At 72.1% G+C, this 25,732-nt stretch carries 23 protein-coding genes and 1 pseudogene; 11 read left to right on the top strand and 13 right to left on the bottom strand.

Annotation, left to right across the window (positions count from 1 at the left end; all coding sequences use genetic code 11):
• Positions 1–23: 23 nt before the first annotated feature.
• From IE265_RS31680 to IE265_RS31650, 7 genes are all read right to left on the bottom strand, one after another.
• Positions 24–479: a hypothetical protein gene (locus IE265_RS31680; RefSeq protein ID WP_190039188.1), complete on the bottom strand. Its 456-nt coding sequence runs from the start codon at positions 477–479 to the stop codon at positions 24–26.
• A 171-nt stretch (positions 480–650) separates the two neighbouring features.
• The gene (locus IE265_RS31675; RefSeq protein ID WP_190039187.1) at positions 651–2,078 is read right to left on the bottom strand and encodes an NAD(P)/FAD-dependent oxidoreductase; all 1,428 of its coding nucleotides are present in this window, start codon (positions 2,076–2,078) and stop codon (positions 651–653) included.
• Positions 2,079–2,107: 29 nt separating this feature from the next.
• Entirely contained in the window at positions 2,108–2,908 is an 801-nt protein-coding gene (locus IE265_RS31670) for an ABC transporter permease (protein ID WP_190039186.1), read from the bottom strand.
• Positions 2,909–3,838 (bottom strand): ABC transporter permease, encoded by a 930-nt coding sequence (locus tag IE265_RS31665; RefSeq protein WP_190039185.1) that lies wholly within the window; start codon positions 3,836–3,838, stop codon positions 2,909–2,911.
• The gene (locus IE265_RS31660; protein ID WP_190039233.1) at positions 3,835–5,007 is read right to left on the bottom strand and encodes an ABC transporter ATP-binding protein; all 1,173 of its coding nucleotides are present in this window, start codon (positions 5,005–5,007) and stop codon (positions 3,835–3,837) included. Before IE265_RS31660 ends, IE265_RS31665 begins: the two co-directional genes overlap by 4 nt.
• Positions 5,008–5,012: 5 nt before the next feature.
• Positions 5,013–6,257, bottom strand: coding sequence for a polyamine ABC transporter substrate-binding protein (locus tag IE265_RS31655; protein ID WP_190039184.1), 1,245 nt, complete (start codon positions 6,255–6,257; stop codon positions 5,013–5,015).
• A gap of 50 nt (positions 6,258–6,307) precedes the next feature.
• Positions 6,308–7,828 (bottom strand): gamma-aminobutyraldehyde dehydrogenase, encoded by a 1,521-nt coding sequence (locus IE265_RS31650; RefSeq protein ID WP_190039183.1) that lies wholly within the window; start codon positions 7,826–7,828, stop codon positions 6,308–6,310.
• A 207-nt stretch (positions 7,829–8,035) separates the two neighbouring features.
• Between IE265_RS31650 and ybiA the strand changes: the two genes are divergently transcribed.
• Complete coding sequence (gene ybiA, locus IE265_RS31645; RefSeq protein ID WP_190039182.1) at positions 8,036–8,599, top strand: riboflavin biosynthesis intermediates N-glycosidase; 564 nt, start codon at positions 8,036–8,038, stop codon at positions 8,597–8,599.
• Positions 8,600–8,859: 260 nt separating this feature from the next.
• Here the strand turns inward: ybiA and IE265_RS39030 are convergent, their stop codons facing one another.
• The gene (locus tag IE265_RS39030; protein ID WP_268255879.1) at positions 8,860–9,735 is read right to left on the bottom strand and encodes a DUF4190 domain-containing protein; all 876 of its coding nucleotides are present in this window, start codon (positions 9,733–9,735) and stop codon (positions 8,860–8,862) included.
• Between the two features lie 31 nt (positions 9,736–9,766).
• Here IE265_RS39030 and IE265_RS31635 point away from each other — a divergent pair.
• From IE265_RS31635 to IE265_RS31625, 3 genes and pseudogenes are all read left to right on the top strand, one after another.
• Positions 9,767–10,940: pseudogene (locus IE265_RS31635) on the top strand (adenosine deaminase).
• Between the two features lie 39 nt (positions 10,941–10,979).
• Entirely contained in the window at positions 10,980–11,684 is a 705-nt protein-coding gene (locus IE265_RS31630; protein WP_190039180.1) for a glycerophosphodiester phosphodiesterase, read from the top strand.
• A 141-nt stretch (positions 11,685–11,825) separates the two neighbouring features.
• Positions 11,826–12,983, top strand: a complete 1,158-nt coding sequence (locus IE265_RS31625; RefSeq protein WP_190039179.1) for a serine hydrolase domain-containing protein — start codon at positions 11,826–11,828, stop codon at positions 12,981–12,983.
• 77 nt (positions 12,984–13,060) lie between these two features.
• Here IE265_RS31625 and IE265_RS31620 read toward each other — a convergent pair whose 3' ends face one another.
• The 5 genes from IE265_RS31620 to IE265_RS31600 form a co-directional block, all read right to left on the bottom strand.
• The gene (locus tag IE265_RS31620; protein ID WP_190039178.1) at positions 13,061–13,678 is read right to left on the bottom strand and encodes a PadR family transcriptional regulator; all 618 of its coding nucleotides are present in this window, start codon (positions 13,676–13,678) and stop codon (positions 13,061–13,063) included.
• Positions 13,679–13,702: 24 nt separating this feature from the next.
• Entirely contained in the window at positions 13,703–14,608 is a 906-nt protein-coding gene (locus IE265_RS31615; protein WP_190039177.1) for an SGNH/GDSL hydrolase family protein, read from the bottom strand.
• Positions 14,609–14,847: 239 nt separating this feature from the next.
• Positions 14,848–16,035 carry an ABC transporter substrate-binding protein gene (locus IE265_RS31610; RefSeq protein ID WP_190039176.1) on the bottom strand — a complete coding sequence of 396 codons (1,188 nt, stop codon included), beginning with the start codon at positions 16,033–16,035 and terminating at the stop codon, positions 14,848–14,850.
• Between the two features lie 345 nt (positions 16,036–16,380).
• Positions 16,381–16,686: a sensor histidine kinase family protein gene (locus tag IE265_RS38730; RefSeq protein ID WP_229916752.1), complete on the bottom strand. Its 306-nt coding sequence runs from the start codon at positions 16,684–16,686 to the stop codon at positions 16,381–16,383.
• A 683-nt stretch (positions 16,687–17,369) separates the two neighbouring features.
• Entirely contained in the window at positions 17,370–18,806 is a 1,437-nt protein-coding gene (locus IE265_RS31600) for a gamma-aminobutyraldehyde dehydrogenase (RefSeq protein WP_190039175.1), read from the bottom strand.
• Positions 18,807–18,994: 188 nt separating this feature from the next.
• Between IE265_RS31600 and IE265_RS31595 the strand changes: the two genes are divergently transcribed.
• The 7 genes from IE265_RS31595 (at position 18,995) to IE265_RS31565 (ending at position 25,703) form a co-directional block, all read left to right on the top strand.
• Positions 18,995–19,519, top strand: a complete 525-nt coding sequence (locus tag IE265_RS31595) for an Lrp/AsnC family transcriptional regulator (RefSeq protein WP_190039174.1) — start codon at positions 18,995–18,997, stop codon at positions 19,517–19,519.
• Positions 19,504–20,901 carry an aspartate aminotransferase family protein gene (locus IE265_RS31590; protein ID WP_190039173.1) on the top strand — a complete coding sequence of 466 codons (1,398 nt, stop codon included), beginning with the start codon at positions 19,504–19,506 and terminating at the stop codon, positions 20,899–20,901. Before IE265_RS31595 ends, IE265_RS31590 begins: the two co-directional genes overlap by 16 nt.
• A 235-nt stretch (positions 20,902–21,136) precedes the next feature.
• The gene (locus tag IE265_RS31585) at positions 21,137–21,874 is read left to right on the top strand and encodes an ABC transporter ATP-binding protein (RefSeq protein ID WP_190039172.1); all 738 of its coding nucleotides are present in this window, start codon (positions 21,137–21,139) and stop codon (positions 21,872–21,874) included.
• Positions 21,856–23,205 (top strand): hypothetical protein, encoded by a 1,350-nt coding sequence (locus IE265_RS31580; protein ID WP_190039171.1) that lies wholly within the window; start codon positions 21,856–21,858, stop codon positions 23,203–23,205. The genes IE265_RS31585 and IE265_RS31580 overlap by 19 nt, the downstream gene beginning before the upstream one ends.
• A 120-nt stretch (positions 23,206–23,325) precedes the next feature.
• Positions 23,326–23,733 (top strand): VOC family protein, encoded by a 408-nt coding sequence (locus IE265_RS31575; protein ID WP_190039170.1) that lies wholly within the window; start codon positions 23,326–23,328, stop codon positions 23,731–23,733.
• 22 nt (positions 23,734–23,755) lie between these two features.
• Positions 23,756–24,889 carry an LOG family protein gene (locus IE265_RS31570; protein WP_190039169.1) on the top strand — a complete coding sequence of 378 codons (1,134 nt, stop codon included), beginning with the start codon at positions 23,756–23,758 and terminating at the stop codon, positions 24,887–24,889.
• 136 nt (positions 24,890–25,025) lie between these two features.
• Positions 25,026–25,703 carry an LAETG motif-containing sortase-dependent surface protein gene (locus IE265_RS31565; RefSeq protein WP_190039168.1) on the top strand — a complete coding sequence of 226 codons (678 nt, stop codon included), beginning with the start codon at positions 25,026–25,028 and terminating at the stop codon, positions 25,701–25,703.
• Positions 25,704–25,732 lie beyond the last annotated feature (29 nt).

Below are 25,732 nucleotides of genomic sequence, written 5' to 3'. Positions count from 1 at the left end.
CGGCGGTCCGCGAACCGGTCACCTCATGGCGGCCCCTCCCTTCCCGCCAGCCCCGCCGCCGCCTCGTGCATGGCCAGTTCGAGCAGTGTCGGGTCCGTGAGGGTTCCCGAACCGTCCGGGGGGACCAGCCAGCGGACCCCGCCGGTGACCCGCCCGGGGTACGGCACGACGATCCAGGTGCCGGCCCCCGCGGTGCGCACCCCGGTGCCGAGCCACCTGGCCGCCGTCCCCGGCGCCACGAAGAACCCCATCCGGGAGTCGCCGAAGTCGACGAGCACCGGACCCGGCCGGTCCAGGGCCCGGGTCAGGACGTCGAGCGTGGGATACCCCAGCCCGCCCGGCAGGATCAGGACGTCCCAGAGCCTGCCCGCGGGAAGCAGCGCGACCCCGTGCGGGTTGCGCTCCCACTCCCGGCGGCAGGACTCCGGGTCCGGCGCGACGGACGCCAGCCACTCGACCGCCGTCTTGGCCCCTGTCATGGCGGAACCTCCCTCTCTCTTGTCGACGCGGGTCGCGTCACCGGGGAGAGGGAGGTCGGGCCCCGGCATTACGCGGGTTCGGCCCACGGATCGGGAGTGAACCGGATCACAGGGGCGGGCGGGGCGCACGCCGCCGGAGCGAACGGCGCCGCGCGCCCTCGCGGGCGACGGTCAGCTGTCGAAGCCGAGGCCCAGGCGGTCCATCGTCCGCAGCCACAGGTTGCGCCGCCCTCCGTGGGCGTCCGCCCGGGCCAGCGACCACTTGGTGAGCGCGATGCCCGTCCACGCGAACGGCTCCGGGGGGAAGGGCAGCGGCTTTCTGCGGACCATCTCCAACCCGGTGCGCTCCGTGCTCTCGCCCGCCAGCAGGTCGAGCATCACGTCGGCGCCGAAGCGGGTGGCGCCCACCCCGAGGCCGGTGTAGCCCGCCGCGTAGGCGACCCGGCCGGCGTGCGCCGTGCCGAAGAAGGCCGAGAACCGGGAGCAGGTGTCGATCGCGCCGCCCCACGCGTGCGAGAAGCGCAGGCCCTCCAACTGCGGGAAGCAGGTGAAGAAGTGCCCGGCGAGCGCCGCGTACGTCTGCGGCCGGTCGTCGTACTCGGCGCGCACCCGGCCGCCGTACGGGTAGATCGCGTCGTAGCCGCCCCACAGGATCCGGTTGTCGGCGGACAGCCGGAAGTAGTGGAACTGGTTCGCCGAGTCCCCCAGACCCTGCCGGTTGTGCCAGCCGATCGAGGCGAGCCGGTCGGCGCTGAGCGGTTCGGTCATCAGCGCGTAGTCGTAGACCGGGACGGTGTACGGGCGCACGCGCCGGACCAGGTTCGGGAAGACGTTGGTGCCGAGTGCGACCCGGCGGGCACGGACACCGCCGTACGGCGTACGGACGGCCATCCCGGCACCGGAGGTCCGCAGGTCGAGCGCCGGCGTGTTCTCGTACACGCGCACGCCGAGGCCGAGGCAGGCGCGCTTGAGGCCCCAGGCCAGTTTCGCCGGGTGGAGCATCGCGACCCCCCTGCGGTCGTGCAGACCGCCGAGGAACGTGGGCGAGTCGACCTCGGCGCGCACCGCGTCGGCGTCCAGGTACTCGACGCCGTCGGCGAGGCCCCGGCGGGCCAGTTCCTCGTGCCACGCGCGGAGTTCGGCGGCCTGGTACGGCTCGGTCGCCACGTCGATCTCGCCGGACCGCTCGAAGTCGCAGTCGATCCCGTAGCGGGCGACCGCCTCCTCGATGGCGTCGAGGTTGCGGGCGCCCAGCTTCTCCAGCGTGTGGATCTCGTCGGGCCAGCGGGCCAGCCCGTTGGCCGTGCCGTGGGTGAGGGAGGCGGCGCAGAAGCCGCCGTTGCGGCCCGAGGCGGCCCAGCCCACCTCGCGGCCCTCCACCAGGACGACGTCCCGCGCGGGGTCCCGCTCCTTGGCGAGCAGCGCGGTCCACAGCCCGCTGTAGCCACCCCCGACGACGAGCAGGTCGCAGGTCTCGGCCCCGGTGAGCGCGGGCTCGGGGCGCGGCCTGCCGGGGTCGTCCAGCCAGTACGGGACCGGCTGCGCGTCGGCGAGTGATGTCGTCCAGTTCTTGTCGCGGCTCATGGCGCTCGGGGCCATGATTTCAACTCCCCACGGGATTCTTGCGGTTATGCCTTCTGCCGGTTCCGGCGATTGCCGATGACCATTCCGGCCAGCACGAACAGTACGGCGACGATGAACATGGCCGTTCCGATGACATTGATCTGAACGGGTGTTCCGCGCTGCGCCGACCCCCATACGAACATGGGGAAGGTGACGGTCGAGCCGGCGTTGAAGTTGGTGATGATGAAATCGTCGAAGGAGAGCGCGAAGGCGAGCAGCGCTCCCGCGGCGATTCCGGGTGCGGCGATGGGCAGGGTGACGCGCAGGAACGTCTGCACGGGGCCCGCGTAGAGGTCCTGCGCGGCCTGTTCCAGCCTCGGGTCCATCGACATGACGCGTGCCTTGACGGCGGTCACGACGAAGCTGAGGCAGAACATGATGTGGGCGATCAGGATCGTCCAGAAGCCCAGCTGGGCACCCAGGTTGAGGAACAGCGTGAGCAGCGATGCGGCCATCACGACCTCGGGCATCGCCATCGGCAGGAAGATCAGCGAGTTCACGGCGCCGCGCGCCCGGAACCGGTAGCGGACCAGCGCGAAGGCGATCATCGTGCCGAGGACTGTGGCGCCGACCGTGGCCCAGGCGGCGATGCGCAGGCTCAGCGAGAGCGAGCCGCACATGTCGGCGACCCCGCAGGGGTCGGTCCACGCCTCCGTGGAGAACTCCTGCCATTCGTAGTTGAAGCGCCCCTTCGGATTGTTGAAGGAGAACACCGTCACGACGATGTTGGGCAGCAGCAGGTATCCGAGGGTCAGCAGACCCGCGATGACGACGAGATGGCGCTTGAACCAGCGTACGAGGGCCATTTAGACCAGGTCCTCCGTCCCGGACTTGCGGATGTAGAGCGTGACGATGGCGAGAATTCCGGCCATGAGGATGAACGAGAGCGCCGCCGCCGTCGGATAGTCGAGAATCCGCAGGAACTGCGTCTGGATCACGTTTCCGACCATGCGCGTGTCCGTGGAACCGAGGAGGTCGGCGTTCACGTAGTCGCCGCTCGCGGGGATGAAGGTGAGCAGCGTCCCGGAGACGACACCGGGCATCGACAGCGGGAACGTCACCCTGCGGAAGGTCGTGAACGGCCGGGCGTACAGGTCGCCCGACGCCTCGTGCAGCCGTCCGTCGATGCGCTCCAGCGACGTGTAGAGCGGCAGGATCATGAACGGCAGGAAGTTGTACGTGAGTCCGCAGACCACCGCGAGCGGCGTGGCCAGCACGCGGTCGCCCGCGGTGACGCCGAGCCAACTCGTGACGTCCAGCACGTGCAGCGAGTTGAGGGCGCCGACGACCGGGCCGCCGTCCGCGAGGATCGTCTTCCAGGCGAGCGTACGGATCAGGAAGCTGGTGAAGAACGGCGCGATCACGAGGATCAGGATCAGGTTGCGCCAGCGGCCCGCGCGGAACGCGATCAGGTAGGCGAGCGGGTAGCCGAGCAGCAGGCACAGGATCGTGGCGGTGCCGGCGTACGCGATGGACCGCAGGAACTGCGGCCAGTAGTCGGTCAGCGCGTCCCAGTAGGTCGCGAAGTGCCAGGTGACCTGGTAGCCCTCCTCCAGGGAGCCCGTCTGCACGGACGTGGAGGCCTGGTAGACCATCGGCAGCGCGAAGAAGACGACCAGCCACAGCAGGCCCGGCAGCAGCAGCCAGTACGGGGTGAGCCGTCCCCGTCTGCGGGGCGGGCGCTCCTTCGGAGCGCTTTCGGGCGCCGCCGGCGGCGCGTCGGTGAGGGTGGTCATCGGGCCGCCTCTTCCGCGACCGTCTCGATGCCCGCGGAGCCCGTCGTCCCGGCGAGCAGGGACTGTGCCGCGTCGAGCCCGAAGGTGTGCGCGGGGTTCCAGTGCAGGACGACCTCGGCGCCGGGCACCAGCCGGGGGTCGCGGTCGATGTTCTGGGCGTAGACCTCGAACTCGGGGCACACGGGGCTGTCGACGACGTACTGCGTGGAGACGCCGATGAAGCTGGAGTCGGCTATCCGCCCGGTGATCCGGTTGCGGCCCTCCGGTATCCCGCCCGCCTCGTCGGCGTGGGTCAGGGATATCTTCTCGGGCCGGACGCCCACCAGGACCTTGCCGCCGACCGCCGCGGGGGCGGAACAGCGCGCCCCGGGCAGGACGAGCTTGCCGCCGCCCGCCCTGAGGACGATCTCGTCGCCGCTCCTGGTGTCGACCTCGGCCTCGATGAAGTTGGACGTGCCGAGGAAGTTGGCCACGAACGTGGTCCGCGGGTTCTCGTAGAGGTCGGCGGGCGAGCCGAGCTGCTCGACACGGCCCGCGTTCATCACGGCGACCGTGTCGGCCATGGTCATGGCCTCCTCCTGGTCGTGCGTGACATGGACGAAGGTGATGCCGACCTCGGTCTGGATGCGCTTCAGTTCGAGCTGCATCTGCCGGCGCAGCTTGAGGTCCAGGGCACCGAGCGGCTCGTCGAGGAGCAGCACCTTGGGGTGGTTGATCAGCGCGCGGGCGACGGCCACGCGCTGCTGCTGGCCGCCGGAGAGCTGATGGGGCTTCTTGCGTGCCTGCTCGCCGAGCTGGACGAGCTCCAGCATGTCCTCGACCTGCTTCTTCACGGACTTGATGCCGCGCCGGCGCAGGCCGAACGCCACGTTCTCGAAGATGTCGAGGTGCGGGAAGAGCGCGTACGACTGGAAGACCGTGTTCACCGGGCGCTTGTACGGGGGCAGGTTCGTCACGTCCTGCTCGCCCAGCGAGACGGTGCCCCCGGAGGGCTCCTCCAGGCCGGCGATCATGCGCAGGGTGGTGGTCTTGCCGCAGCCGGACGCGCCCAGGAGCGCGAAGAACGAACCCTGCGGCACGGTCAGGTCGAGCGGGTGCACGGCGGTGAACGCGCCGTAGGTCTTGCTGATCCCGGAGAGGCGGACGTCGCCGCTGCTGTCCTTCGTCATGGTGGTCACGCCCCTGTCAGCTTTGCGAACTTCTCTTCGTACGCCGTCTCTTCCTTCGCGCTCAGGGAGCGGAAGGGGCGGGACTTGGCGGCCATGGCCTTGTCGGGAATGATCAGCGGGTTCTCCGCCGCCGACTCGTCGATCTTCGCCAGCTCGGCCTTCACACCGTCGACGGGACAGACGTAGTTGATGTACGCGGCGAGCTGCGCGGCCGGACCCGGCTCGTAGTAGTAGTCGATGAGCCGCTCGGCGTTGGTCTGGTGCCGCGCCTTGTTGGGGACCAGCAGGTTGTCGGTCGACGTGATGTATCCGCTGTCCGGGATGACGAAGTCCACGTCCGGGTTGTCGGCCTTGAGCTGGACCACGTCACCGGCCCAGGCGACACAGGCGGCGAGGTCGCCCTTGGTCAGGTCGGACGTGTAGTCGTTGCCCGTGAAGCGGCGGATCTGGCTCTTGTCGACGGCCTTCTGGAGGCGGGCGATCGCCGCGTCGAAGTCGTCGTCGGTGAACTTCGCCGGGTCCTTGCCCATGTCGAGCAGCGTCATGCCGACGCTGTCGCGCATCTCGGACAGGAAGCCGACGCGCCCCTTGAGCCGGGAGTTGTCGAGGAGGTCGGAGACCGACCTGACCTCGATGCCGTCGAGTGCCTTCTTGTTGTAGGCGATGACGGTGGAGATGCCCTGCCAGGGATACGAGTAGGCGCGGCCGGGGTCCCAGTCGGGGTCGCGGAACTGGGCGGACAGGTTCGTGTACGCGTGCGGCAGGTTCGACGGGTCCAGTTTCTGCACCCAGCCGAAGCGGATGAGCCGTGCGGCCAGCCAGTCGGTGACGCATATGAGGTCGCGCCCGGTGGCCTGCCCAGCGGCGAGCTGGGGCTTGATCTTGCCGAAGAACTCGACGTTGTCGTTGATGTCCTCGGTGTACTTGACCTTGATGCCGGTGCGCCCGGTGAAGGCGTCGAGCGTCGGATGGCGCTTCTCGCTGTCGTCGACGTCCATGTACTCGGTCCAGTTGGAGAAGTTGATCTGCTTCTCCTCGGCCGAGTGGTCGTCCGTCGAGACGCCGGCGGTGTTCTTCGCCGCGGGGATGCCGCAGGCGCTCAGCGCCCCGAGCCCGCCGAGGGCGAGCGCGCCGCCCGTCGAGGCGCGCAGCAGCGAACGGCGGGTGAGGGAGGCCCTGCCGTTGCGCAGACTTCGCCTCATGGCGGCCAGTCGGGCCGGGGACGGCAGGTCGGGCTCGTACTGCTCCATGCTCGTGGTGCCCTTTCGGGAGGGTTCGGCCCGGTCGTGGCCGACGGTGGCTAGCGGTCCCCGAAGATCGTGCGGTGCCAGTCCTTCCTGGCCACTGCGGTGTTGTCGAACATGACGTGCTTGATCTGTGTGTATTCCTCGAACGAGTACGCGGACATGTCCTTGCCGAAGCCGGACGCCTTGTAACCGCCGTGCGGCATCTCGCTGATGATCGGGATGTGGTCGTTGACCCAGACGCAGCCCGCCTGGATCTCGCGTGTGGCACGGTTCGCGCGGTACACGTCACGACTCCACGCCGACGCGGCGAGGCCGTACGGGGTGTCGTTGGCGAGGGCGATGCCCTCGTCGTCGCTGTCGAAGGGCAGGACCACCAGGACCGGTCCGAAGAGTTCGGACTGCACGATCTCGCTGTCCTGCGCCGCGTCCGCGACGAGCGTGGGCCGGTAGTAGGCACCGTGCTCCAGGCCCTTCGGGACCTCGCCGCCGGTGACCACGCGGGCGTAGGAGCGCGCCCGTTCGACGAACCCGGCCACCCGGTCCCGCTGGGCGAACGAGATGAGCGGGCCGAGGTCGGTGTCCGGGGCGAACGGGTCGCCGAGCCGGACGGTCGCCATGAGGTCGGCCGTCCTCGCGACGAACTCCTCGTAGAGGGGCCGCTGGACGTACGCGCGCGTGGCCGCCGTGCAGTCCTGGCCCGTGTTGATCAGCGATCCCGCCACCGCGCCGTGCACGGCGGCCTCCAGGTCCGCGTCGTCGAAGACCACGAAGGGGGCCTTGCCGCCGAGTTCCAGGTGCAGGCGCTTGACGGTGGAGGTGGCGATCTCCGCGACACGCCGGCCGACCGCGGTGGAGCCGGTGAAGGAGGTCATGGCGACGTCGGGGTGTCCGACCAGGTGCTCGCCCGCGTCCCGGCCCGCGCCGGTCACGATGTTGACGACGCCGTCGGGGATGCCCGCCCGGGTGGCCGCCTCGGCGAACAGGAGGGAGGTGAGCGGGGTCAGTTCGGCCGGCTTGAGGACGACGGTGTTGCCCGCGGCGATCGCCGGGAGGATCTTCCAGGCCGCCATCTGGAGGGGGTAGTTCCAGGGCGCGATCGAGCCGACGACCCCGATGGGCTCACGGCGTACGTACGAGGTGTGGTCGCCGGAGTACTCGCCGGCGGACTGGCCCTGCAGATGGCGTGCCGCACCCGCGAAGAACGCCGTGTTGTCGATGGTGCCCGGGACGTCGAACTCCCGGGTCAGCTTGATCGGCTTGCCGCACTGCAGGGACTCCGCCTGGGCGAACTCCTCCGCGTGGTCGGCCAGTTCGGCGGCGAAGCGGTGCATGGCGTCGGAGCGCTCGCCCGGAGTGGCGGCCGCCCAGCCCGGGAACGCCCCGCGGGCCGCGGCGACGGCCGCGTCCACGTCCTCGGCCCCCGCGAGTTCGTAGCCGAGGACCTCGTCCCCGGTGGCCGGATCGACGACCGCGTGCGTGCGGCCGGACGTGCCTCTCGCCAGTCGGCCCGCGATGTACTGGGCGCCGTCCGCAAAGCGGTCCTGCGCCTGGAAGCGATGGCCCGGATTGTGCATGTCGCTCTCCTCCGCCGTCCTCCCCGTGGTCCAGGGGTCGGCGTAGCTCCAGCTCGATTTGAGTGCCGATCCTGGCAGAGCAAGTGTGCTCCAACAAGTGATTCCGTTGTTGCCATTTGGTTACGCGACGGAATCTGTCGACCAGGTGTCGAGTCCCCATGGAAAAGGCAGGACGGATTGTCAGTGGTGCGTGCCAGACTCGCGTGCATGGGGAAGATCGATTCACAGGACACGCTGGTCAATGCGGTCCGGTCGGGCGAGAAGGTCAAGTACCTGCACTTCTGGGGGCACCGGCCGCGGCCTGACGGGCGGGTGGGAGCGAGCTGTCTCAGCCAGTGGTGGCCGTCGCCCTTCACCGTGGACGGGGTCGAGTACCGGACGGCCGAGCACTGGATGATGGCGGGCAAGGCGCGCCTGTTCGACGACCCGGCCGCCGAGCGGCTCGCGCTGGAGGCCGGGCACCCGGCCGGGGCCAAGAAGGCCGGGCGGCTCGTGCGGGGGTTCGACGAAGCCGTGTGGAGGCGGGAGCGGTTCTCGCTCGTCGTCGAGGGGAGCGTGCACAAGTTCGCCTCCGACCCCGTGCTGGCGGGCTTCCTGCTGGGGACCGGCGAGCGGGTGCTCGTGGAGGCGAGTCCCGTGGACCGCATCTGGGGGATCGGTCTGGCCGCGGACGACGAGCGCGCGCTCGACCCCGAGCGATGGCTCGGGCCGAATCTGCTCGGGTTCGCCCTGATGGAAGCTCGCGACCGGTTGCGGTTGCCCTCCGCCTGAGGGGTGTGGGCGCGCACGTTCCCGCGCCCCTCCCAGGGGCGCGGGGAACTGCGCGAGGACGACCACGGCAGCCGAGCCTCACGACAGAAGCAACGCCCAGGCAGGCCACCCCAGGGACGCGGGGAACTGCGCGAGGACGACCACGGCAGCCGAGCCTCACGACAGAAGCAACGCCCGGGCAGGCCACCCCAGGGACGCGGGGAACTGCGCAACACGACCACGGCAGCCGAGCCTCACGACAGAAGCAACGCGAAGGCCCGCTAGCGAGGCGTCAGCGCGGCGCTGTAGCCGCCCTCCGAGCCGTCCGGCGAATCAACGCTCTCCTCACCGGCGAGGAAGAAGAAGACGACGGCGAACGCCACACCCAGCGCGATCCCCACCACACCGCAGATGATCCCGGCCAGCGCCTGGCCCGGATTGGTCGCCTCACCCCGACGGGCCTTCCCCCGGCCGATCGCCCCGAAGATCACCGCGAGGACGCCGCAGACGAGCGCCACCGGCCACAGGCAGAAGCCGACCGCCGCGATGATCCCCAGCACGAGTGCCGCGGTGCCCAGTCCGTTGCTCGGCATCGGGGGCATCACCGGGTGCATCCCGGGCCAGCCGTAGCCCTGGCCGCCGGGAACCCCGTGGCCGGGCCCGCCCCCGCCGTACCCGGCAGCGGCGGGGTAGCCGTATCCGTACGGCATCCCGCCCGGACCGTCCGGGGCCACGGGCGGCGGCGGAAGGGCCGAACCGGCCCCGGGGTGAGGGCCGGCCGGCGGCGCGAAGGGGTGCACGGGAGCCCCGTACGCCGTGCCGTACGGAGCGGCACGGCCGCCGGACGCGTCCGGCGGCGCGAACGGGTTCGCCGGGGCCGTGGCACCGCCGGGCGGCAGGACCGCGCCCGGCAGCGAGGTGACCGTGTGCTGGTCGTGCACGGACGGGGGCGCGGCACCCGCGGGCGCGGCGTCAGCGGGCGCGGCCCAGGGGCTCGGCCCGGCCGGCGGCTTGTCCAGCGGAACGCCCGGCCGCGGGACCGTGTCCCCGGGGCCCGCCGGTCCGGCGGGTCCGGCCGCGGGACCGCGCTCCGGCGGGGACCACGGATCCGGTCCGTCGTCGCCCGGCGCACCAGGTATCCGTGCGTCGTCGGACATGCGTGGGGTCCCCTCTGCCGTACCTGCCGTCATGCTACGGCCCGGCTCTCCCCGGCCGTCGGCCTACGATGATCCCGAACCATCGATCAGCCGATCACACGCGCCCCGCCGGACAGGCGCCGGGCGCCGTTCCCGGGGAGAGACCCTTGACCGACCGCAGTGACACGAGCGTCCCGAGCGAACTGCACGCCTTCATCGCCGGACTGCCCAAGGCCGAACTCCACGTGCACCACGTCGGGTCAGCCTCCCCCCGCATCGTCTCGGAGCTGGCCGCCCGCCACCCCGACTCCAAGGTCCCCACCGACCCCGAGGCCCTGGCCGACTACTTCACGTTCACGGACTTCGCGCACTTCATCGACGTGTACCTGTCCGTCGTCGACCTGATCCGCACACCCGAGGACGTGCGCCTGCTGACGTACGAGGTCGCCCGGGACATGGCGCGCCAGAGGATCCGGTACGCGGAGCTGACGATCACCCCGTTCTCGTCGACCCGGCGCGGCATCGACGAGAACGCGTTCATGGACGCGATCGAGGACGCCCGCACCTCGGCCGAGGCGGACTTCGGCACCGTACTGCGCTGGTGCTTCGACATCCCCGGCGAGGCCGGGCTGGAGGCCGCCGAGGAGACCGCCCGGCTCGCCACCGCGGACAAGGTCCGCCCGGAGGGCCTGGTCTCCTTCGGTCTCGGCGGACCCGAGATCGGGGTCCCCCGGCCGCAGTTCAAGCCGTACTTCGACCGCGCGATCGCCGCGGGCCTGCACTCCGTGCCGCACGCGGGCGAGACCACCGGCCCCGGGACGGTCTGGGACGCCCTGACGGACCTGCGCGCCGAGCGCATCGGCCACGGGACCAGTTCCGCCAGGGACCCGAGGCTCCTGGCCCACCTCGCCGAGCACCGGATCCCGCTCGAGGTGTGCCCCACTTCCAACATCGCGACCCGCGCGGTCCGCACCCTCGACGAGCACCCGGTCAAGGAGTTCGTCCAAGCCGGCGTCCTCGTCACCGTCAACTCCGACGACCCGCCGATGTTCGGCACCGACCTCAACAACGAGTACGCGGTCGCCGCCCGCCTGCTGGACCTCGACGAGCGGGGCCTGGCCGCGCTCGCCAGGAACGCCGTCGAGGCGTCGTTCCTCGACGCCGCCGGCAAGGCACGGCTGTCGGAGGAGATCGACACGTACACCGCGGCCTGGCTCGCGCCCTGAGGCGGTGGCCGCGCGCCGCGAGCCAGCACAATGGTGCCCATGCGCACCGTGACTGCCGTGGCCCATCGCGGCGACCCCTACCGCGTCCGTGAGAACACCGTCGCCTCCGTGCGCTCCGCGCTCCAACGGGGCGCGGACGCCGTCGAGATCGATGTCCGGCTCACCCGGGACGGCGTGCCCGTGCTGCTGCACGACGGCACGCTGGAGCGATTGTGGGGGCACGAGCGACCGCTGCGGTCGCTGTCGTGGGACGAGGTGCGCGGTCTCACCTCCGGCGGTGTGCCGACTCTCGAGGAGACGCTGCGAACGGTCGACGACGGCCGGTTCATGGTCGACCTGCCGGGCCCCCCGGACCCCCGGTCCGTGCGCCGGATCGTCGGCGCCGTCCACGACCTCGGCGCGCGGGAGCGGGTGTACTACTGCGCCGGAGCCGAGGCCATGCTCGCCGTCCGGGCCGCGGACCCCGCCGCGGAGATCGCCCTGACCTGGACGAGTCTGGCTCCCCCGCGGGCCGGGCTGCTCGAAGCGGTGCGGCCGCGATGGCTCAACTACCGCTTCGGCCTGGTCGGCCGCGAGCTGGTCGACCGCGTGCACCGCGGCGGTCATCTGGTGTCAGCCTGGACGCCCGACACCCGGCGCTCGATGCGGCGGCTGCTCGACGCGGGGGTCGACTCGATCACGACGAACCGCGTCGACACGCTCCGCGCACTGCGCGCACGCCGGCCGGCGGCCGACCGGCCCTAGGGGTGATCCCCGAGCAACACCCCTGCGGTGAAAGGCAGTTGCTCGGGGTACGGGTAGGGGCGCAGCCCTCCTGGCAGACGATCCGCGACGGTGGCCGACGGCCGGACGATGAAGGCCGTCGATCACCCCGGGAGTCAGCCGATGCGCGTCCGAGTCCGTACCACCTGTGCCGCCCTTGTCGTACTCGGCCTGACGGCCGGGCCGCTCGCGGGCACCTCCGTCGCCGCGTCCCCCGCGCCCACCGCCGCGGCCGTGGTGCGCGAGGCCCCAGGCCCCGACGCCGCTGCCCTGCGCCGGGCGCTGGCGGGGCTGCCGGACGACGACGCGACCGCCGCGCTCGTACGCGTGGGCGGCACGGCCGGTGCCTGGCACGGCAGTTCGGGGGTGCGTGACCTCGCCAGTGGGCGCAAGGCCCTGGAGAACGGCCGGTTCCGGGCCGGTTCCACGACCAAGGTGGTCACGGCGGCCGTCGTGCTGCAGCTCGCCGCCGAGGGCGCGGTCGACCTCGACGGGCATGTGCAGACCTACCTGCCGGGCCTGCTGACCGACGCGTTCGAGCCCGTCACCGTACGGCAGTTGCTGACGTTCACCGGCGGACTGAAGCCGGGCGCGTCCCTGGGCGACGTGGCCGGGGAGGGGTACGAGCGGCGGTACGAGACGCTGACGCCCGAGGACGTCGTGGCCGCCTCCGTCGCCGAGGGCCCGGCGTTCCGGCCGGGCAGCCGCCAGGAGTACGGCAACATCGGCTACACGGTCCTCGGCCTGCTCATCGAGCGGATCACGGGCGACTCGTACGAGCACCAGGCGGCCGTGCGCGTCCTGCGGCCGGCCGGGATGCGGCACACGTCCTTCCCGGGCGGTCCCGACCCGCGCGTCCACGGCCCGCACAACCGGGGCTACCAGCGGCTGACCGACGGCAGGCTGGTGGACGCCACCGAGTGGAACATGTCGGACCGGTGGGCCGCGGGCGACATGATCTCCACGACCGCGGACCTGGAGCGGCTGCTGTTCGCGCTGTTCCGCGGCCGGCTGGTCCCCCGGCCGCTGCTGGACCGGGAGATGTTCACCCTTCCCGACGTACCCGGCGCGACCATGAGTGCCGGGCTCCAGTACTACGACGCGGGGGACGGCAGGGGCCTGTGGCTCAAGTCGGGCTCCCGGCCCGGGTACACGACGCTGCTCGCGGCCACCCGTGACCTGTCCCGCACGCTCGTGTACTCGGTCAACGCGACCGACGCCAAGAGCGAGGCGATGAACCCGGTGGCCGAACGGATCGTGGCTGCGGCGTTCGCCCGCTGAGTCGCGCTACGGGACACGGGCCGTTCGGACGGGAGCCCGACGGGGCGGGCTCCCACGGCCGGACCCCGTGCGGCGCGTCAGGCCGCCGGGGAGGCGCCGGCCGGGCGGGGCCGCGGCCGGGCGCCGAGCGCCTCCGCGCGCTGGGCCAGCCGCTTCAGGGCGCTCTCGCCCCACTGGAGGTTCGCCCGCTCCAGGGCCATGCCGCCCTGGAGGGTGAGGTAGGGCCCGACCCGTTCCGCCGTGGCCAGGTACTCGTCCTCGGTGCGCCCGGCGAGGAGGCGTTCGCGCATCCGCCCGTAGCGGGCGAGCTTGGTGCCGGCCCGCTCGACCCGCTCCGCCACCGCGGCCCGTACGGCTTCCATGTCGGCTGCGTCGCCGAGGTCGACGCACTGGACCTTGACCATCAGTTCGTCCCTGATGGCCAGCGGCTTCGAGGGGCCCTCGGCGAGGAACGCGCGCAGGACCTCGCGTCCTGCGGCGGTGAGGGAGAAGAGGCGCTTGTTGGGCCTGCGCTCCTGCTGGACGACGCGGGCCGAGACGAGGCCGTCGCCCTCCATCCGCTCCAGCTCCCGGTAGAGCTGCTGCGGCGTGGCCATCCAGAAGTTGGCGACCGAGGCCTCGAAGCCCTTCGCGAGGTCGTAGCCGGACGCCTCGCCCTCCAGGAGCGCGGCCATCACCGCGTTGCGCAACGCCATGGGGCCAAGTTAACACCCTGTTGATTAATCAAGGGGGTGACTAACGATGCCCGGCCCTTCCCCGACGGCGGGCACGACGGCCTCCCCGGCGGACGCGACTGACTGCGCCGCAGGCGCGGCGGGCGGCGCCGCCGCTTCGGCCGTCGTCGGGAAGGGCGTCGGCGGCAGCAGCGCGGGCCGCTTGGCCTGCCTGCCGTCGCCGGACGAGCGGCCCCTGACCCGCCGCAGGAGCCACGGTCCCAGGAAGCCGCCGGCCCAGCGCAGCTCCGCCCCCACGACCCGCAGCCGGGTGCGCTCGGGAAGTTCGCCCGGCAGCGGCAGCGTCCAGGTGTCGTCGCTGCCCGGCAGGGCGAACGCGTGCGCGACGGCGGCGGCGATGCGCGCGTGACCGAGCGGGCCGGCGTGCAGCCGGTCGGGGCTCCACAGGCGCGGGTCGGTGAGTACCGCGTGGGCCGAGGTCTCGGCTACGGCGACGCCGTGGCGTCCGGCCGCCTCGCGGATACGGGCGTTGAGGGCGAGCACCCGGTTGCCGAGGGGCCTGGCCAGCGGGATGATCCGGCCGATGTCGGGAAACGTGACCGTCGCGACCCGGGCGCCCTGCCCGGTGAGCGCGGCGAACATCGCCTCCAGATGTCCCGCCACCTCGTCCGCGTCGAAGCGCGGACGCAGCAGGTCGTTCATCCCGGCCACGACGGTGGCCAGGTCCGGCCGCAGCGCGAGAGCGGGCGGGAGCTGCTCGGCGCGGACCTGCCCGGCGAGGCGCCCGCGCACGGCGAGATTGGCGTAGAGGACGTCCGGGCACCCCTTCGCGATCTCCTCCGCGAGCCGGTCGGCGCAGCCGCGCAGCCCCTGGACGTCGTCCCCGTCCCCGAGCCCCTCCGTCTGGCTGTCGCCGAGAGCTACGTACCGGAGCTGTCCACTGTCCGCCACGGGGGACCGCCTTTCACGGGCATCGGGTCTGCGGGTGGCCGGAGGCCGGGTCGTCGAACCGGACGGACGCCCCGGCCCGTCGCGGCCCCCGGCTCCTCGGGGCCGCCGTGCGGCACGGGCGCGGGCCGGAGCCCGGCGACGGCTGCCTCCGCACCCTGACAACAGGTCGATTACTGCACTCGTACTCTATTCACTTTGTTGAGTAATGCAAGCGGCGGCGGCGCGGCCGGGCCGCCCGGTCACAGGCCCGCGATCGCGTTCCACCGCTTCGTGAACTCCGTGCGCTCCTTCGCCGTGATGTCACGGGCGACGGCGAGGCGCCGGCGCATGACGGCGTCGGGGAAGATCAGCGGGTTCTCGGCGAGTGCGGCGGTCTCCTCGTCCTTCGCGTCGGCCAGGACGTCCCGCGCGGCCGGGACCGGGCACACGTAGTTGACCCAGGCGGCCAGTCGGGCGGCCACCTCGGGGTCGTAGTAGTGGTCGACGAGCAGTTCCGCGTTCGCCTTGTGGCGGGCGAGGTCGGGGATCATCAGGGACTCGGACCAGAGTTCGGCGCCCTCCTCGGGGACGACGAACTCGATGTCGGGGTCGTCCGCCCGGAGCTGGATGACGTCCCCGCTGTACGCCTGGCAGGCCAGGACGTCGCCGCTCGACAGGTCCTTGATGTAGTCGTTGCCGGTGAAGCGCCGGACGCGGCCCTCGCGCACGAGCCTCTCGACCTGGTCGCACACGGTGTGGAAGTCGTCCGCGGTCCACCGGGTGATGTCGACGCCGTTGCCCTGCATGAGCAGGGCGAACGCCTCGTCGAGCCCGGACAGGAGTGTCACCCGGCCCTTGAGGTCGTCCGCCCACAGCTCGGACACGTGCCGGATCTCCCGTCCGACCCTGCGGCGGTTGTACGCGATCCCCGTGATGCCCGACTGCCACGGAACACTGTGGGTCCGGCCCGGGTCGAAGGCGGGTGAGCGGAGCTGCGGATCAAGGTGGGCGGTGACGTTGGGCTGGCGGGATCGGTCCATCTCCTGCACCCAGCCCAGGCGCACGAACCGCGCGCACATCCAGTCGCTGATCACCACGAGGTCCCGGCCGGTCTCCTGGTGGTTCATCAGGGACGGACTGATCTTCCCGAAGAACTCGTCGTTGTCGTTGATCTCCTCCGTGTACGCGACGCTGATCCCGGTGCGCTCCTCGAAGGCCTCCAGCGTGGGGCGCCGCGACTCGTCCTCGTCGTCCGTGTCGATGTAGAGGGGCCAGTTCGCCCAGGTCAGGCTCTTGTCGTCGGCGGACCGGTCGCGTCGCGCCCGGTCCTTCGGGTCGACGTACGCGGCCGGCACCCCGCACCCCGCGGCGAGCGCGGCGAACGCGCCCGTTCCGAGGGTGCTCAGGAGGGTCCGGCGGGACAGGGCGTTCCTCGGGTTCGCTCGCACCCGGGCAGCATCCCGCCGGGCCTCCCGGGCGGGCAATGGACGCTCCGTCGAGCCGTCCGGCCGGGGCGCGACATGGTGTCGCGTGGCAGCCCTTCGGCATGCGGGTCCGCGCGCCCTCGGCCGTGCCCCGGACCGTCCCGGGCCCTGAGCCGCCGCGCGCCGAGCCGCCGGGACGGCTCGAACAGCGCGCCCACCTGGTCCGCCGGCACCACGGGCCCGTGTTCGCGACGCGCAGGGTGGCCGCGCCCCCGACCGCCCCGGTCCAGAAGGCGACCCAGCCGGCCCCGCCCTCGGGCCGGTTGAGCCGTACGGCGTTGTCGACGAGGTTGCCAACGAGCCGTCCGATCAGCCGCGGTCGCCGTGGAGCGGGGCCGGTGCGAGGTCCGCGGACACCCGCGGCCCGGCGTCCGGCGTCCGGCATCCGGCATCCGGCAGCAACGCGCCCACGACGGCGGCCAGCTCCACGTACTCCCGCTCGTGCGGGCCCCGTTGGCCGCGCGCGAGGGTCAGCAGCACCTCGATCAGCCGCTCCTGCTCCTGCCCGGCCGCGCGGACCCGCAGGGACACGGCCCGCAGAAACACGGCGTCGGCGTCCGGATCGGCGAGCGCGACCTCGACGACGGCCTGCTGGAGGGTGAGCGGCGTGCGCAACTCGTGCGAGGCGTTCGCGACGAACCTCCGCTGCGCCTCGAACGCCCTCTCCAGCCGTTCTGGAGGACATCGGCGTCGACCTCCCGTTCCCGCCCGGCGGCGCACCCGGCGGTGGCGGGCACGGGCTGCCCGGGGACTGCGGCGGGCACGAGGAGCGCAGGCCCGCGCCCGGGGACGGCGAGAAGGGCGCGGGTGTCAGGGGCGGCGGAGGCGTCGGCCGTGGCGGCGGGGGGCCGGGCGCCGCGGAGTTCTCGTTCAGCGGCTGACGCCCGCACCGCACGCTCCGGGGCCCCGGACGCCGGTGCACTCGCTGAGACCCCTGCACGGGTCCCGGACGCCCGTGCGCGCACAGAGAGCCCGTACCGCTCCTGGACCCCGGACCCCGGACCCCGGTGCCCGCGCCGCAAGCCCCGTACGGGTCCCGGACCCCTGTGCCCGCGCCGAAAGCCCCGCACGGGGCCCGGTGCGCCGCCCGCGCGAGTGGCCCCGACCGGTTCCGGCGCCCGTGTCACGCGCGGGTCGCCGGGACCGGTTCCGGCGCGCGCGGAGGCCCGGGGGCGTCCGCGCCCATGGCCCGGCACCGGAAGCCGGAGCGCCCGCGCGCGGGGGCCCCGGACGGAAGTCGATCCGTCCGGGGCCCCTGTGCCGGTTCGGTCCCGCCCGCGTCTGCGCGGGCCGTCGGCTCAGCCCAGCGAGGTCATCACGTGCTTGACGCGCGTGTAGTCGTCGAAGCCGTAGCCGGACAGGTCCTTGCCGTAGCCGGACTTCTTGAAGCCGCCGTGCGGCATCTCGGCGACCAGCGGGATGTGGGTGTTGATCCACACGCAGCCGAAGTCGAGGACCTTGGACATCCGCATCGCGCGGGAGTGGTCCTTGGTCCACACCGAGGAGGCGAGGGCGTAGTCGACCCCGTTGGCCCACTCGACGGCCTGGGCCTCGTCCGCGAAGGACTGGACGGTGATGACCGGGCCGAAGACCTCGTTCTGGATGATCTCGTCGTCCTGCTTGAGGCCGGAGACGACGGTCGGGGCGTAGAAGTAGCCCTTGTCACCGACCTGCTTGCCGCCCGCCTCGACCTTGGCGTGCGCGGGCAGCCGCTCGATGAACCCGGCGACCTGCTTGAGCTGGTTCGGGTTGTTGAGCGGGCCGTAGAGCACGTCCTCGTCGTCCGGCTGCCCGGTCTTCGTGTCGGCCGCGGCCTTGGCGAGCGCGGTGACGAACTCGTCGTGGATGGACTCGTGGACGAGCACGCGGGTGGCCGCCGTGCAGTCCTGGCCGGCGTTGAAGAAGCCCGCCACCGAGATGTCCTCGACGGCCTTGGCGATGTCGGTGTCCTCGAAGACGACGACGGGCGCCTTGCCGCCCAGCTCCAGGTGCACGCGCTTGACGTCCTTGGCCGCCGACTCGGCGACCGAGATGCCGGCCCGTACGGAGCCGGTGATGGACGCCATGGCCGGGGTCGGGTGCTCGACCATCGCGCGGCCGGTGTCGCGGTCTCCGCAGATGACGTTGAAGACGCCCTTGGGGACGATCGAGCCGATGATCTCGGCGATCAGGACCGTGGAGGCGGGGGTCGTGTCGGACGGCTTCAGGACGACCGTGTTGCCCGCCGCGAGGGCCGGGGCGAACTTCCACACGGCCATCATCATCGGGTAGTTCCACGGCGCGACCTGCGCGCAGACTCCGACCGGCTCGCGGCGGACGATGGAGGTCATGCCCTCCATGTACTCGCCGGCCGAGCGCCCCTCCAGCATGCGCGCCGCGCCCGCGAAGAAGCGGATCTGGTCGACCATGGGCGGGATCTCCTCGGACCGGGTCAGTCCGATCGGCTTGCCCGTGTTCTCGACCTCGGCGGCGATCAGCTCCTCGGCCCGCTCCTCGAACGCGTCGGCGATCCTGAGGAGGGCCTTCTGGCGCTCGGCGGGGGTCTGGTCGCGCCACGCGGGGAAGGCCTCGGCGGCGGCGGCCATGGCCGCGTCGACGTCGGCCTGGCCGGACAGCGGCGCGGTCGCGTAGGCCTCGCCCGTCGCGGGGTTGACCACTTCGGTGGTCCGTCCATCGGCGGCATCGCGGAACTCTCCGTCGATGTAATTGCGCAGACGACGCAGCTCGGTGCTCACTGCCCGGCCCTCCTGTCGGATGTCCAACGACTCAGGTGTCCACTACCTGAGATGCCTGAGTCCCCACCCTAATCCTCGTTCTGACGTTTTCAACACCCTCGACGGGATCAGATCTGCGAAATCCGCAGGCTTCGAACGCGTAAACAACGAATTTCATCGATCAAGCCTTGCGGAACGGTCGAGTCCTCGTGCAGAGTGAGCCCGTGGCCAGTCGAAGCGCAGACCCCAGGGACTCACGGGACTCCCGCGAGTCCAGGAGCGGCACCCCCCAGTTGGACGCCGTCTCCCTCGCCATCATCGAGCAGCTCCAGGAGGACGGCCGCCGCCCGTACGCCGCGATCGGCAAGGCCGTCGGCCTGTCCGAGGCGGCCGTGCGCCAGCGCGTCCAGAAGCTGCTCGACCAGGGCGTCATGCAGATCGTCGCCGTGACGGACCCGCTCACCGTGGGGTTCCGGCGGCAGGCGATGGTCGGCGTCAACGTCGAGGGAGTCCTCGACCCCGTGGCGGACGCGCTGACGGCCATGCCGGAAGTCGAGTACGTGGTGATGACCGCGGGCTCGTTCGACATCCTCGCCGAGGTCGTCTGCGAGGACGACGACCACCTGCTGGACGTCATCAACAAACGCATCCGGGCCCTGCCCGGGGTGCGCTCCACCGAGAGTTTCGTTTACCTGAAGCTCAAGAAGCAGACCTACATGTGGGGAACCCGATAGCCGTGACCACCAAGGACCTCAGCCGAACCGCGTACGACCACCTGTGGATGCACTTCACCCGCATGTCCTCGTACGAGAACGCGCCCGTCCCCACGATCGTCCGTGGCGAGGGCACCTACATCTACGACGACAAGGGCAAGCGCTACCTCGACGGTCTCGCGGGGCTCTTCGTGGTCCAGGCGGGCCACGGGCGCACCGAGCTGGCCGAGACCGCCTACAAGCAGGCCAAGGAACTGGCCTTCTTCCCCGTGTGGTCCTACGCCCACCCGAAGGCCGTCGAGCTGGCCGAGAGGCTCGCCCACCACGCCCCGGGCGACCTGAACAAGGTCTTCTTCACCACGGGCGGCGGCGAGGCCGTCGAGACCGCGTGGAAGCTCGCCAAGCAGTACTTCAAGCTCCAGGGCAAGCCCACCAAGTACAAGGTCATCTCGCGCGCGGTCGCCTACCACGGCACCCCGCAGGGCGCCCTGTCCATCACCGGCCTACCCGCGCTCAAGGCCCCGTTCGAGCCCCTGGTGCCCGGCGCCCACAAGGTTCCGAACACCAACATCTACCGCGCGCCCGCCTTCCTCGACGACGGCTCGGGCGTCTCCCCCGAGGCCTTCGGCCGCTGGGCCGCCGACCAGATCGAGCAGCAGATCCTCTTCGAGGGCCCGGAGACGGTCGCCGCGGTGTTCCTGGAGCCCGTGCAGAACGCGGGCGGCTGCTTCCCGCCGCCCCCCGGCTACTTCCAGCGGGTCCGCGAGATCTGCGACCAGTACGACGTGCTGCTCGTCTCCGACGAGGTCATCTGCGCCTTCGGCCGGCTCGGCACCTACTTCGCGTGCGACAAGTTCGGCTACGTGCCGGACATGATCACCTGCGCCAAGGGCATGACCTCGGGCTACTCCCCGATCGGCGCGTGCATCATCTCCGACCGCCTCGCCGAGCCGTTCTACCAGGGCGACAACACGTTCCTGCACGGCTACACCTTCGGCGGCCACCCCGTGTCGGCCGCCGTGGGCCTGGCCAACCTCGACCTGTTCGAGCGGGAGAACCTCAACCAGCACGTGCTGGACAACGAGGGCGCGTTCCTGTCGACCCTGCAGAAGCTGCACGACCTCCCGATCGTCGGCGACGTCCGCGGCAACGGCTTCTTCTACGGGATCGAGCTGGTCAAGGACAAGGCCACCAAGGAGACCTTCACGGACGAGGAGTCGGAGCGAGTGCTCTACGGCTTCGTCTCCAAGAAGCTCTTCGAGTACGGCCTGTACTGCCGTGCCGACGACCGCGGCGACCCGGTCATCCAGCTGTCGCCGCCGCTGATCTCCGACCAGTCGACCTTCGACGAGATCGAGGGGATCATCCGCCAGGTCCTGACGGAGGCGTGGGCGAAGCTCTGAGCTCCGGCCTCCAGGCCGGCGCTGCCCCCGCGGCCCGGCGCCGATGAGCCGAAACAGTGGTCAACACCGGCCCCGGTGCCACCCGTTCGAGTGAGAATGGGCGGCCCGGGGCCGCGTGCTGTCCGGCCTCCCGGCCCCGACTACCTAGCGTGCCCAGTGACCGATCGGCCCTGCCTTCGTTCCCCCGGACGGGGGACTCCGCACGGCATTTCTGATCCGAACCGAGGTGTACGCCATGGTGGCTCCGCCGGACAACGACGTGCTCTGGGCACGCGCCCTGCACGTCAAGCACAACGGCTCGCCCGCGCTCTGCGGCGTATCGCTCGGCGTGCGCGAGGGCGAGATCCTCGCCGTGGGCGGCCCGCGCGGCAGCGGCAAGACGACACTGCTCCAGTGCCTGTCGGGGCTGCTCCCGGCGGAGCAGGGCGAGATCTGGTTCAACAGCGTGCCCGTGCACACCATGGGCCCGCTCGTCCGCGAACGGCTGCGCCGCGACCGCTTCGGCTGGATCGACCCGGCCCCGGTCCTGGTCCCCGAGCTGAACGCCTGGGAGAACGCGGCCCTGCCCCTGATGCTGCGCGGCGTGGGCCGCCGCCGGGCCAAGACCACCGCCATGGAGTGGCTGGAGCGCCTCGACATCGGCGGCTGCGCCCGCAAGCGCCCGTACGCCCTGCTCCAGGCGGAGCGGCAGCGCGTGGCCATCGCGCGGGCCCTGGCGCCCGCGCCGACCGTGCTCTTCGCGGACGAGCCGACCGCCCCGCTGCACCGCGCCGACCGCGCCCACGTCCTGCGGACCCTGACCACGGCGGCCCGCTCGCACGGCATCACCGTCGTCCTCGCGACGCACGACACCGACACGGCCGCACTCGCCGACCGCACGGTGTCGCTGCTCGACGGGCGGCGCGTGAACACCGTCCACCTGCCTCCGGTCGCCGAGACGGAAGGCCGCGCCGCGTGCTCGCTCTCCGCCTAGCCCGCGGCGCCCGGCCCGCCGTCCAGCTCCGCCGGCTGCTGGTCGCGGCGGCCTCGGCGGGCACGGGCTTCCTGCTCCTGTGCACGATGGGGTACGCGATGGGCCACCCCGACGCCGCCGCCGCTGCCGCGCTCCGGCTGGCCTGGTGCGTCGCCCCAGTCGCCGCCACGGTGCAGTTCGCGGTGGCGGTCGCCCGGACCGACCCGGCCACCCGTCCCCGCTCCGGGCTGTCGGCGATCGGTCTCGGTCCCGGCCGGCTGATGGCCCTCTCGGCGGTCTCCACCGCCCTGTCCTGCACCCTCGGCTCGCTGGCCGCCCTGCTCGCCTTCCTGTATCTGCGCGGCGACCTGTCCGGCCTCCCGTTCGGGGGCGGCGCCGCGTCCCTGCTCGCCGCGGACGTGCCGCTGCCGGTGCCCGCGACGCTCACCCTGCTCGCGCTGGTGCCGGTCGCCGCGTCCGTGACCGGCGCGCTGGTACTGCGGCCCCGGCCGGCACGGGGCGGCCCCGCGGCGCCCGGCCGCCCGGGACGGCCCGGCGGTGGCGCCGCGCACGGACGCCCCGGCACCGGTGGTGACGGGACCTCCGCCGTCGTTCCGGAGGCGGAGCACCCTGCGGGCCCGGACGACGCCCCGGACCCGGCCGCCGGGAACGCGCCCGGTGCCCGGCCCCCGCGCACACGGCCCGGGCACCCGCTCGACCCGCACCACCCGACGGCCCCGCTGCCCACCCCCGGCGGCCTCCCCTGGGGCTCCGCGGTGCTGGCCGCCGGACTCGCCGTGGAGACGTACGCGGCCCGCGGCGTCCCCGCGCCCGGCGGGCCCGCGCTGCCCGGCGGCTTCACCGGCGGCCCCCTCGGCGTGCTCGTCGGCTGGGCGCTCACCGCCGTGGGGCTGGCGCTCGCGGGCCCCGCGCTCACCCACGTCTGCGGCAGGCTGCTCCAGGCCGTGCGGCCCGGCGCGCTGCGGCTGCTGGCCGGGCGCGTCCTCATGGAGGAGGCGACCCGCATCGGACGGCCGCTGGGCGTGGTGTGCGCGGTGGCCTCGGGGGCGTACGCGGCTGCCACGCTGTACACCGGCTCCCGCCCCGACATCGGGCCGCTCACCGCGCTGGGCGCGCTGCTCGTCGCGGGATGCGCCGTCGCGACGCTGCTGACCGCGGCGGTGGAGGCCCGCAACGCGCGCGCCGACACCACGGCCGCCCTGCTGCGCATCGGGGCGCCCGCGGCGACGCTGCGCAGCGCCGCGGCCCTGCGCGCCGGCGCGCTGTTCGCCGTCTTCGGCCCGCTGACCTGGGCGGTGGCCGAGCTGGCGGCGCTGCCGCTGGTCCACTGACCCGGCGCACGGGCCGAGTTCGACCGCGCGTACGAGAAGGGCCGCCGGCCACCGATGAGTTTCCGGCGGCCCGCCGGTCCACCCCTGCGAACCGCACACCACCCCGACGGGAGACCCGCGATGTACCAGCAGATGATCTTCGTGAACCTGGCCGTGAACGACATCGACGCCTCGAAGAAGTACTTCACGGAACTCGGCTTCACGATCAACCCGCAGTTCTCCGACGAGAACTGCGCGTCCGTCGTGATCAGCGACACGATCGTCGCGATGCTGCTGAGCAAGCAGCGCTACGCGGACTTCACGAAGAAGGAGATCGCGGACTCGACGAGGACGAGCGAGGTGCTGCTGTGTCTGAGCGCCGAGAGCCGCGAGAAGGTCGACGAGCTGGTCGACAGGGCGATCGCGGCCGGTGGCTCGGCCAGCGGCGAGACCCAGGACCACGGCTTCATGTACGGCCGCGGCTTCGACGACCCGGACGGCCACACCTGGGAGATCATGTGGATGGACCCGGCGGCCGTCCAGGGCTGAACGGCCGTGCTTACATGGGCGGGTGCAGACGAGCCCCGCCCACGCCGCCCACCACGACGACCGTGAGATCGAGACGCTGGAGGAGTTCGACGCCACCGTCTCCGCCCGCGGCACACTCGCCGGATACCGCGTCCAGGCCGTCGACCTGACGGACCGTACGCGCGAACTGCTGGCCACCGGTGCCGCGGGCGCCGTCTTCCTCGGCTGCCCGATGCGGGAGACCGCGGCGGCCAAGCTCCGCGCCGACGGCGCACTGCTCTTCCCGCCCCTGCCCGACCTGCCCTTCGATCCGTACCGCGGTCTCCTCTACACGGCCGGCGAGCTGTTCGCCGGGCTGGACCAGGGGTACGAGCGGACGCCGGACGCCCGCGCCTACGCGTGGTTCCGGCGGACCGGGGCGGACCGCGACATATACGCGTCGATGCTGCGCTCCGTGCACGACGACGCGATCTCCGACGCCCTCGACGAACTGCTGCTCGGGGCGCGGGTGGTGGGCGTCATGGGCGGCCACGCCCTGGCACGCGGCACGGACGCCTACGCGGGCGCGGCCCGGCTCGGGCGCTCACTCGCGCGCTCGGGGCTCACGGTCGCCACGGGCGGCGGCCCCGGCGCGATGGAGGCCGCGAACCTCGGCGCGTACACCGCGCCCCACGACGACTCCGCGCTGGACGACGCCTGCCGACTCCTGGCGAAGGCCCCGTCGTTCACGCCCTCCGTGACCGACTGGGCGCGCGCGGCCTTCGACGTCCGGACGCACTGGCCGAAGGGCGGCACGTCGGTCGGGGTGCCCACCTGGTTCTACGGCCACGAGCCGCCGAACGCCTTCGCGTCGCACATCGCGAAGTACTTCGCCAACGCCACGCGCGAGGACGGGCTGCTGGCGCGCTGCACCGCGGGCGTCGTCTTCCTCCCCGGGGCGGCCGGCACGGTGCAGGAGATCTTCGACAACACCACCCCCAACTACTACGAATCGCGCGGCGAACCGACCCCGATGGTCCTGGTGGACCGGGCCCACTGGACGGACCGCCTGCCGACCTGGCCGCTCCTGCGGGCCCTCGCCCGCGACCGCTCCATGGAGTCGCGGATCGCGCTGGTCGACCGCGTCGAGGAGGCGCCGGAGGCCCTGGCCAGGCTCTCGGAGGCAAACGAAAGCTAAAGCCAACGGTCAAGACGGACACACGGATTGACAACCGGAGACAGAGCCCAATAAACCTGTGAGGCATCTGGGATCGCTGTTGTTCACAGTGCTCCCACAACCCCCCTCTTATATGTGCAACCCGTGAAGGGCAATCGTGTCCATATCTCGCCGTACCGCACGTTCCGTGCGCATTCTCGGCGTTGCCTCCGCTTCGGCCGCGCTCACGCTCGGCCTTGCCGGTAACGCACTCGCCTGCAACATCAGTGAGTTCTCGGCCGTCGCGAAGTGCGACGGAACCAAGGGCGTCATCAGTGTCACCGACAAGGACCCCTCGGGAGTCCCCGCGACGGTGACCGTCTACCTCGAGTCGAACGGCGCCGACGAGAAGCTCGTCGGCACCCAGGAGGTCAAGGGCTCGCGCGAAGGCGTGACCATCGACTTCGCCGAGGACTGGAAGCCGAACGCCACGTACCGCATCCACGTCAAGGCCGGCAACAAGGTCGACGAGGACATCAAGCCGAACCTGGTGACCAAGTCCGAGGCCTGCAAGCCCGCGGACGCGTCGACGCCTCCGGCGACCCCGTCGGACGAGCCGTCCGAGCCGGCGTCGTCCGAGCCCTCGGAGAGCCCGGCGCCGTCGGAGTCCGAGAGCAACGCCCCCTCGCCGGCCGGGGAGAACACCCCCTCGCCCGCGGGTGGCGACTCGAACCTCGCCGAGACCGGTTCCAGCTCCAACACCACCGCGATCGCGGGCATCGCGGCCGCGCTCGTGGCGGCCGGTGCCGGTGTCATGTTCGCGCTGCGCCGCCGTGGCGCCTCGAACAACCGCTGATCACCGCTCAGTCGTGGCCCGTCCCCTCA

The sequence above is a fragment of the Streptomyces fructofermentans genome (assembly GCF_014651055.1).
Lineage (GTDB): Bacteria > Actinomycetota > Actinomycetes > Streptomycetales > Streptomycetaceae > Streptomyces > Streptomyces fructofermentans.
Note: the sequence above shows the minus strand (reverse complement) of the source record. Positions and strands in the feature narration are given on the sequence as shown.

What these genes read in the sequence shown, in the direction of transcription:
- IE265_RS39030 (WP_268255879.1), bottom strand. Translation starts at nt 9,735, where the DNA reads ATGTCCGACGACGCACGGATACCTGGTGCGCCGGGCGACGACGGACCG.
- IE265_RS31665 (WP_190039185.1), bottom strand. Translation starts at nt 3,838, where the DNA reads ATGACCACCCTCACCGACGCGCCGCCGGCGGCGCCCGAAAGCGCTCCG.
- IE265_RS31660 (WP_190039233.1), bottom strand. Translation starts at nt 5,007, where the DNA reads ATGACGAAGGACAGCAGCGGCGACGTCCGCCTCTCCGGGATCAGCAAG.
- IE265_RS31680 (WP_190039188.1), bottom strand. Translation starts at nt 479, where the DNA reads ATGACAGGGGCCAAGACGGCGGTCGAGTGGCTGGCGTCCGTCGCGCCG.
- IE265_RS31670 (WP_190039186.1), bottom strand. Translation starts at nt 2,908, where the DNA reads ATGGCCCTCGTACGCTGGTTCAAGCGCCATCTCGTCGTCATCGCGGGT.
- IE265_RS31650 (WP_190039183.1), bottom strand. Translation starts at nt 7,828, where the DNA reads ATGCACAATCCGGGCCATCGCTTCCAGGCGCAGGACCGCTTTGCGGAC.
- IE265_RS31575 (WP_190039170.1), top strand. Translation starts at nt 23,326, where the DNA reads ATGTACCAGCAGATGATCTTCGTGAACCTGGCCGTGAACGACATCGAC.
- IE265_RS31620 (WP_190039178.1), bottom strand. Translation starts at nt 13,678, where the DNA reads ATGGCGTTGCGCAACGCGGTGATGGCCGCGCTCCTGGAGGGCGAGGCG.
- ybiA (WP_190039182.1), top strand. Translation starts at nt 8,036, where the DNA reads ATGGGGAAGATCGATTCACAGGACACGCTGGTCAATGCGGTCCGGTCG.
- IE265_RS31630 (WP_190039180.1), top strand. Translation starts at nt 10,980, where the DNA reads ATGCGCACCGTGACTGCCGTGGCCCATCGCGGCGACCCCTACCGCGTC.
- IE265_RS31655 (WP_190039184.1), bottom strand. Translation starts at nt 6,257, where the DNA reads ATGGAGCAGTACGAGCCCGACCTGCCGTCCCCGGCCCGACTGGCCGCC.
- IE265_RS31625 (WP_190039179.1), top strand. Translation starts at nt 11,826, where the DNA reads ATGCGCGTCCGAGTCCGTACCACCTGTGCCGCCCTTGTCGTACTCGGC.
- IE265_RS31585 (WP_190039172.1), top strand. Translation starts at nt 21,137, where the DNA reads ATGGTGGCTCCGCCGGACAACGACGTGCTCTGGGCACGCGCCCTGCAC.
- IE265_RS31675 (WP_190039187.1), bottom strand. Translation starts at nt 2,078, where the DNA reads ATGGCCCCGAGCGCCATGAGCCGCGACAAGAACTGGACGACATCACTC.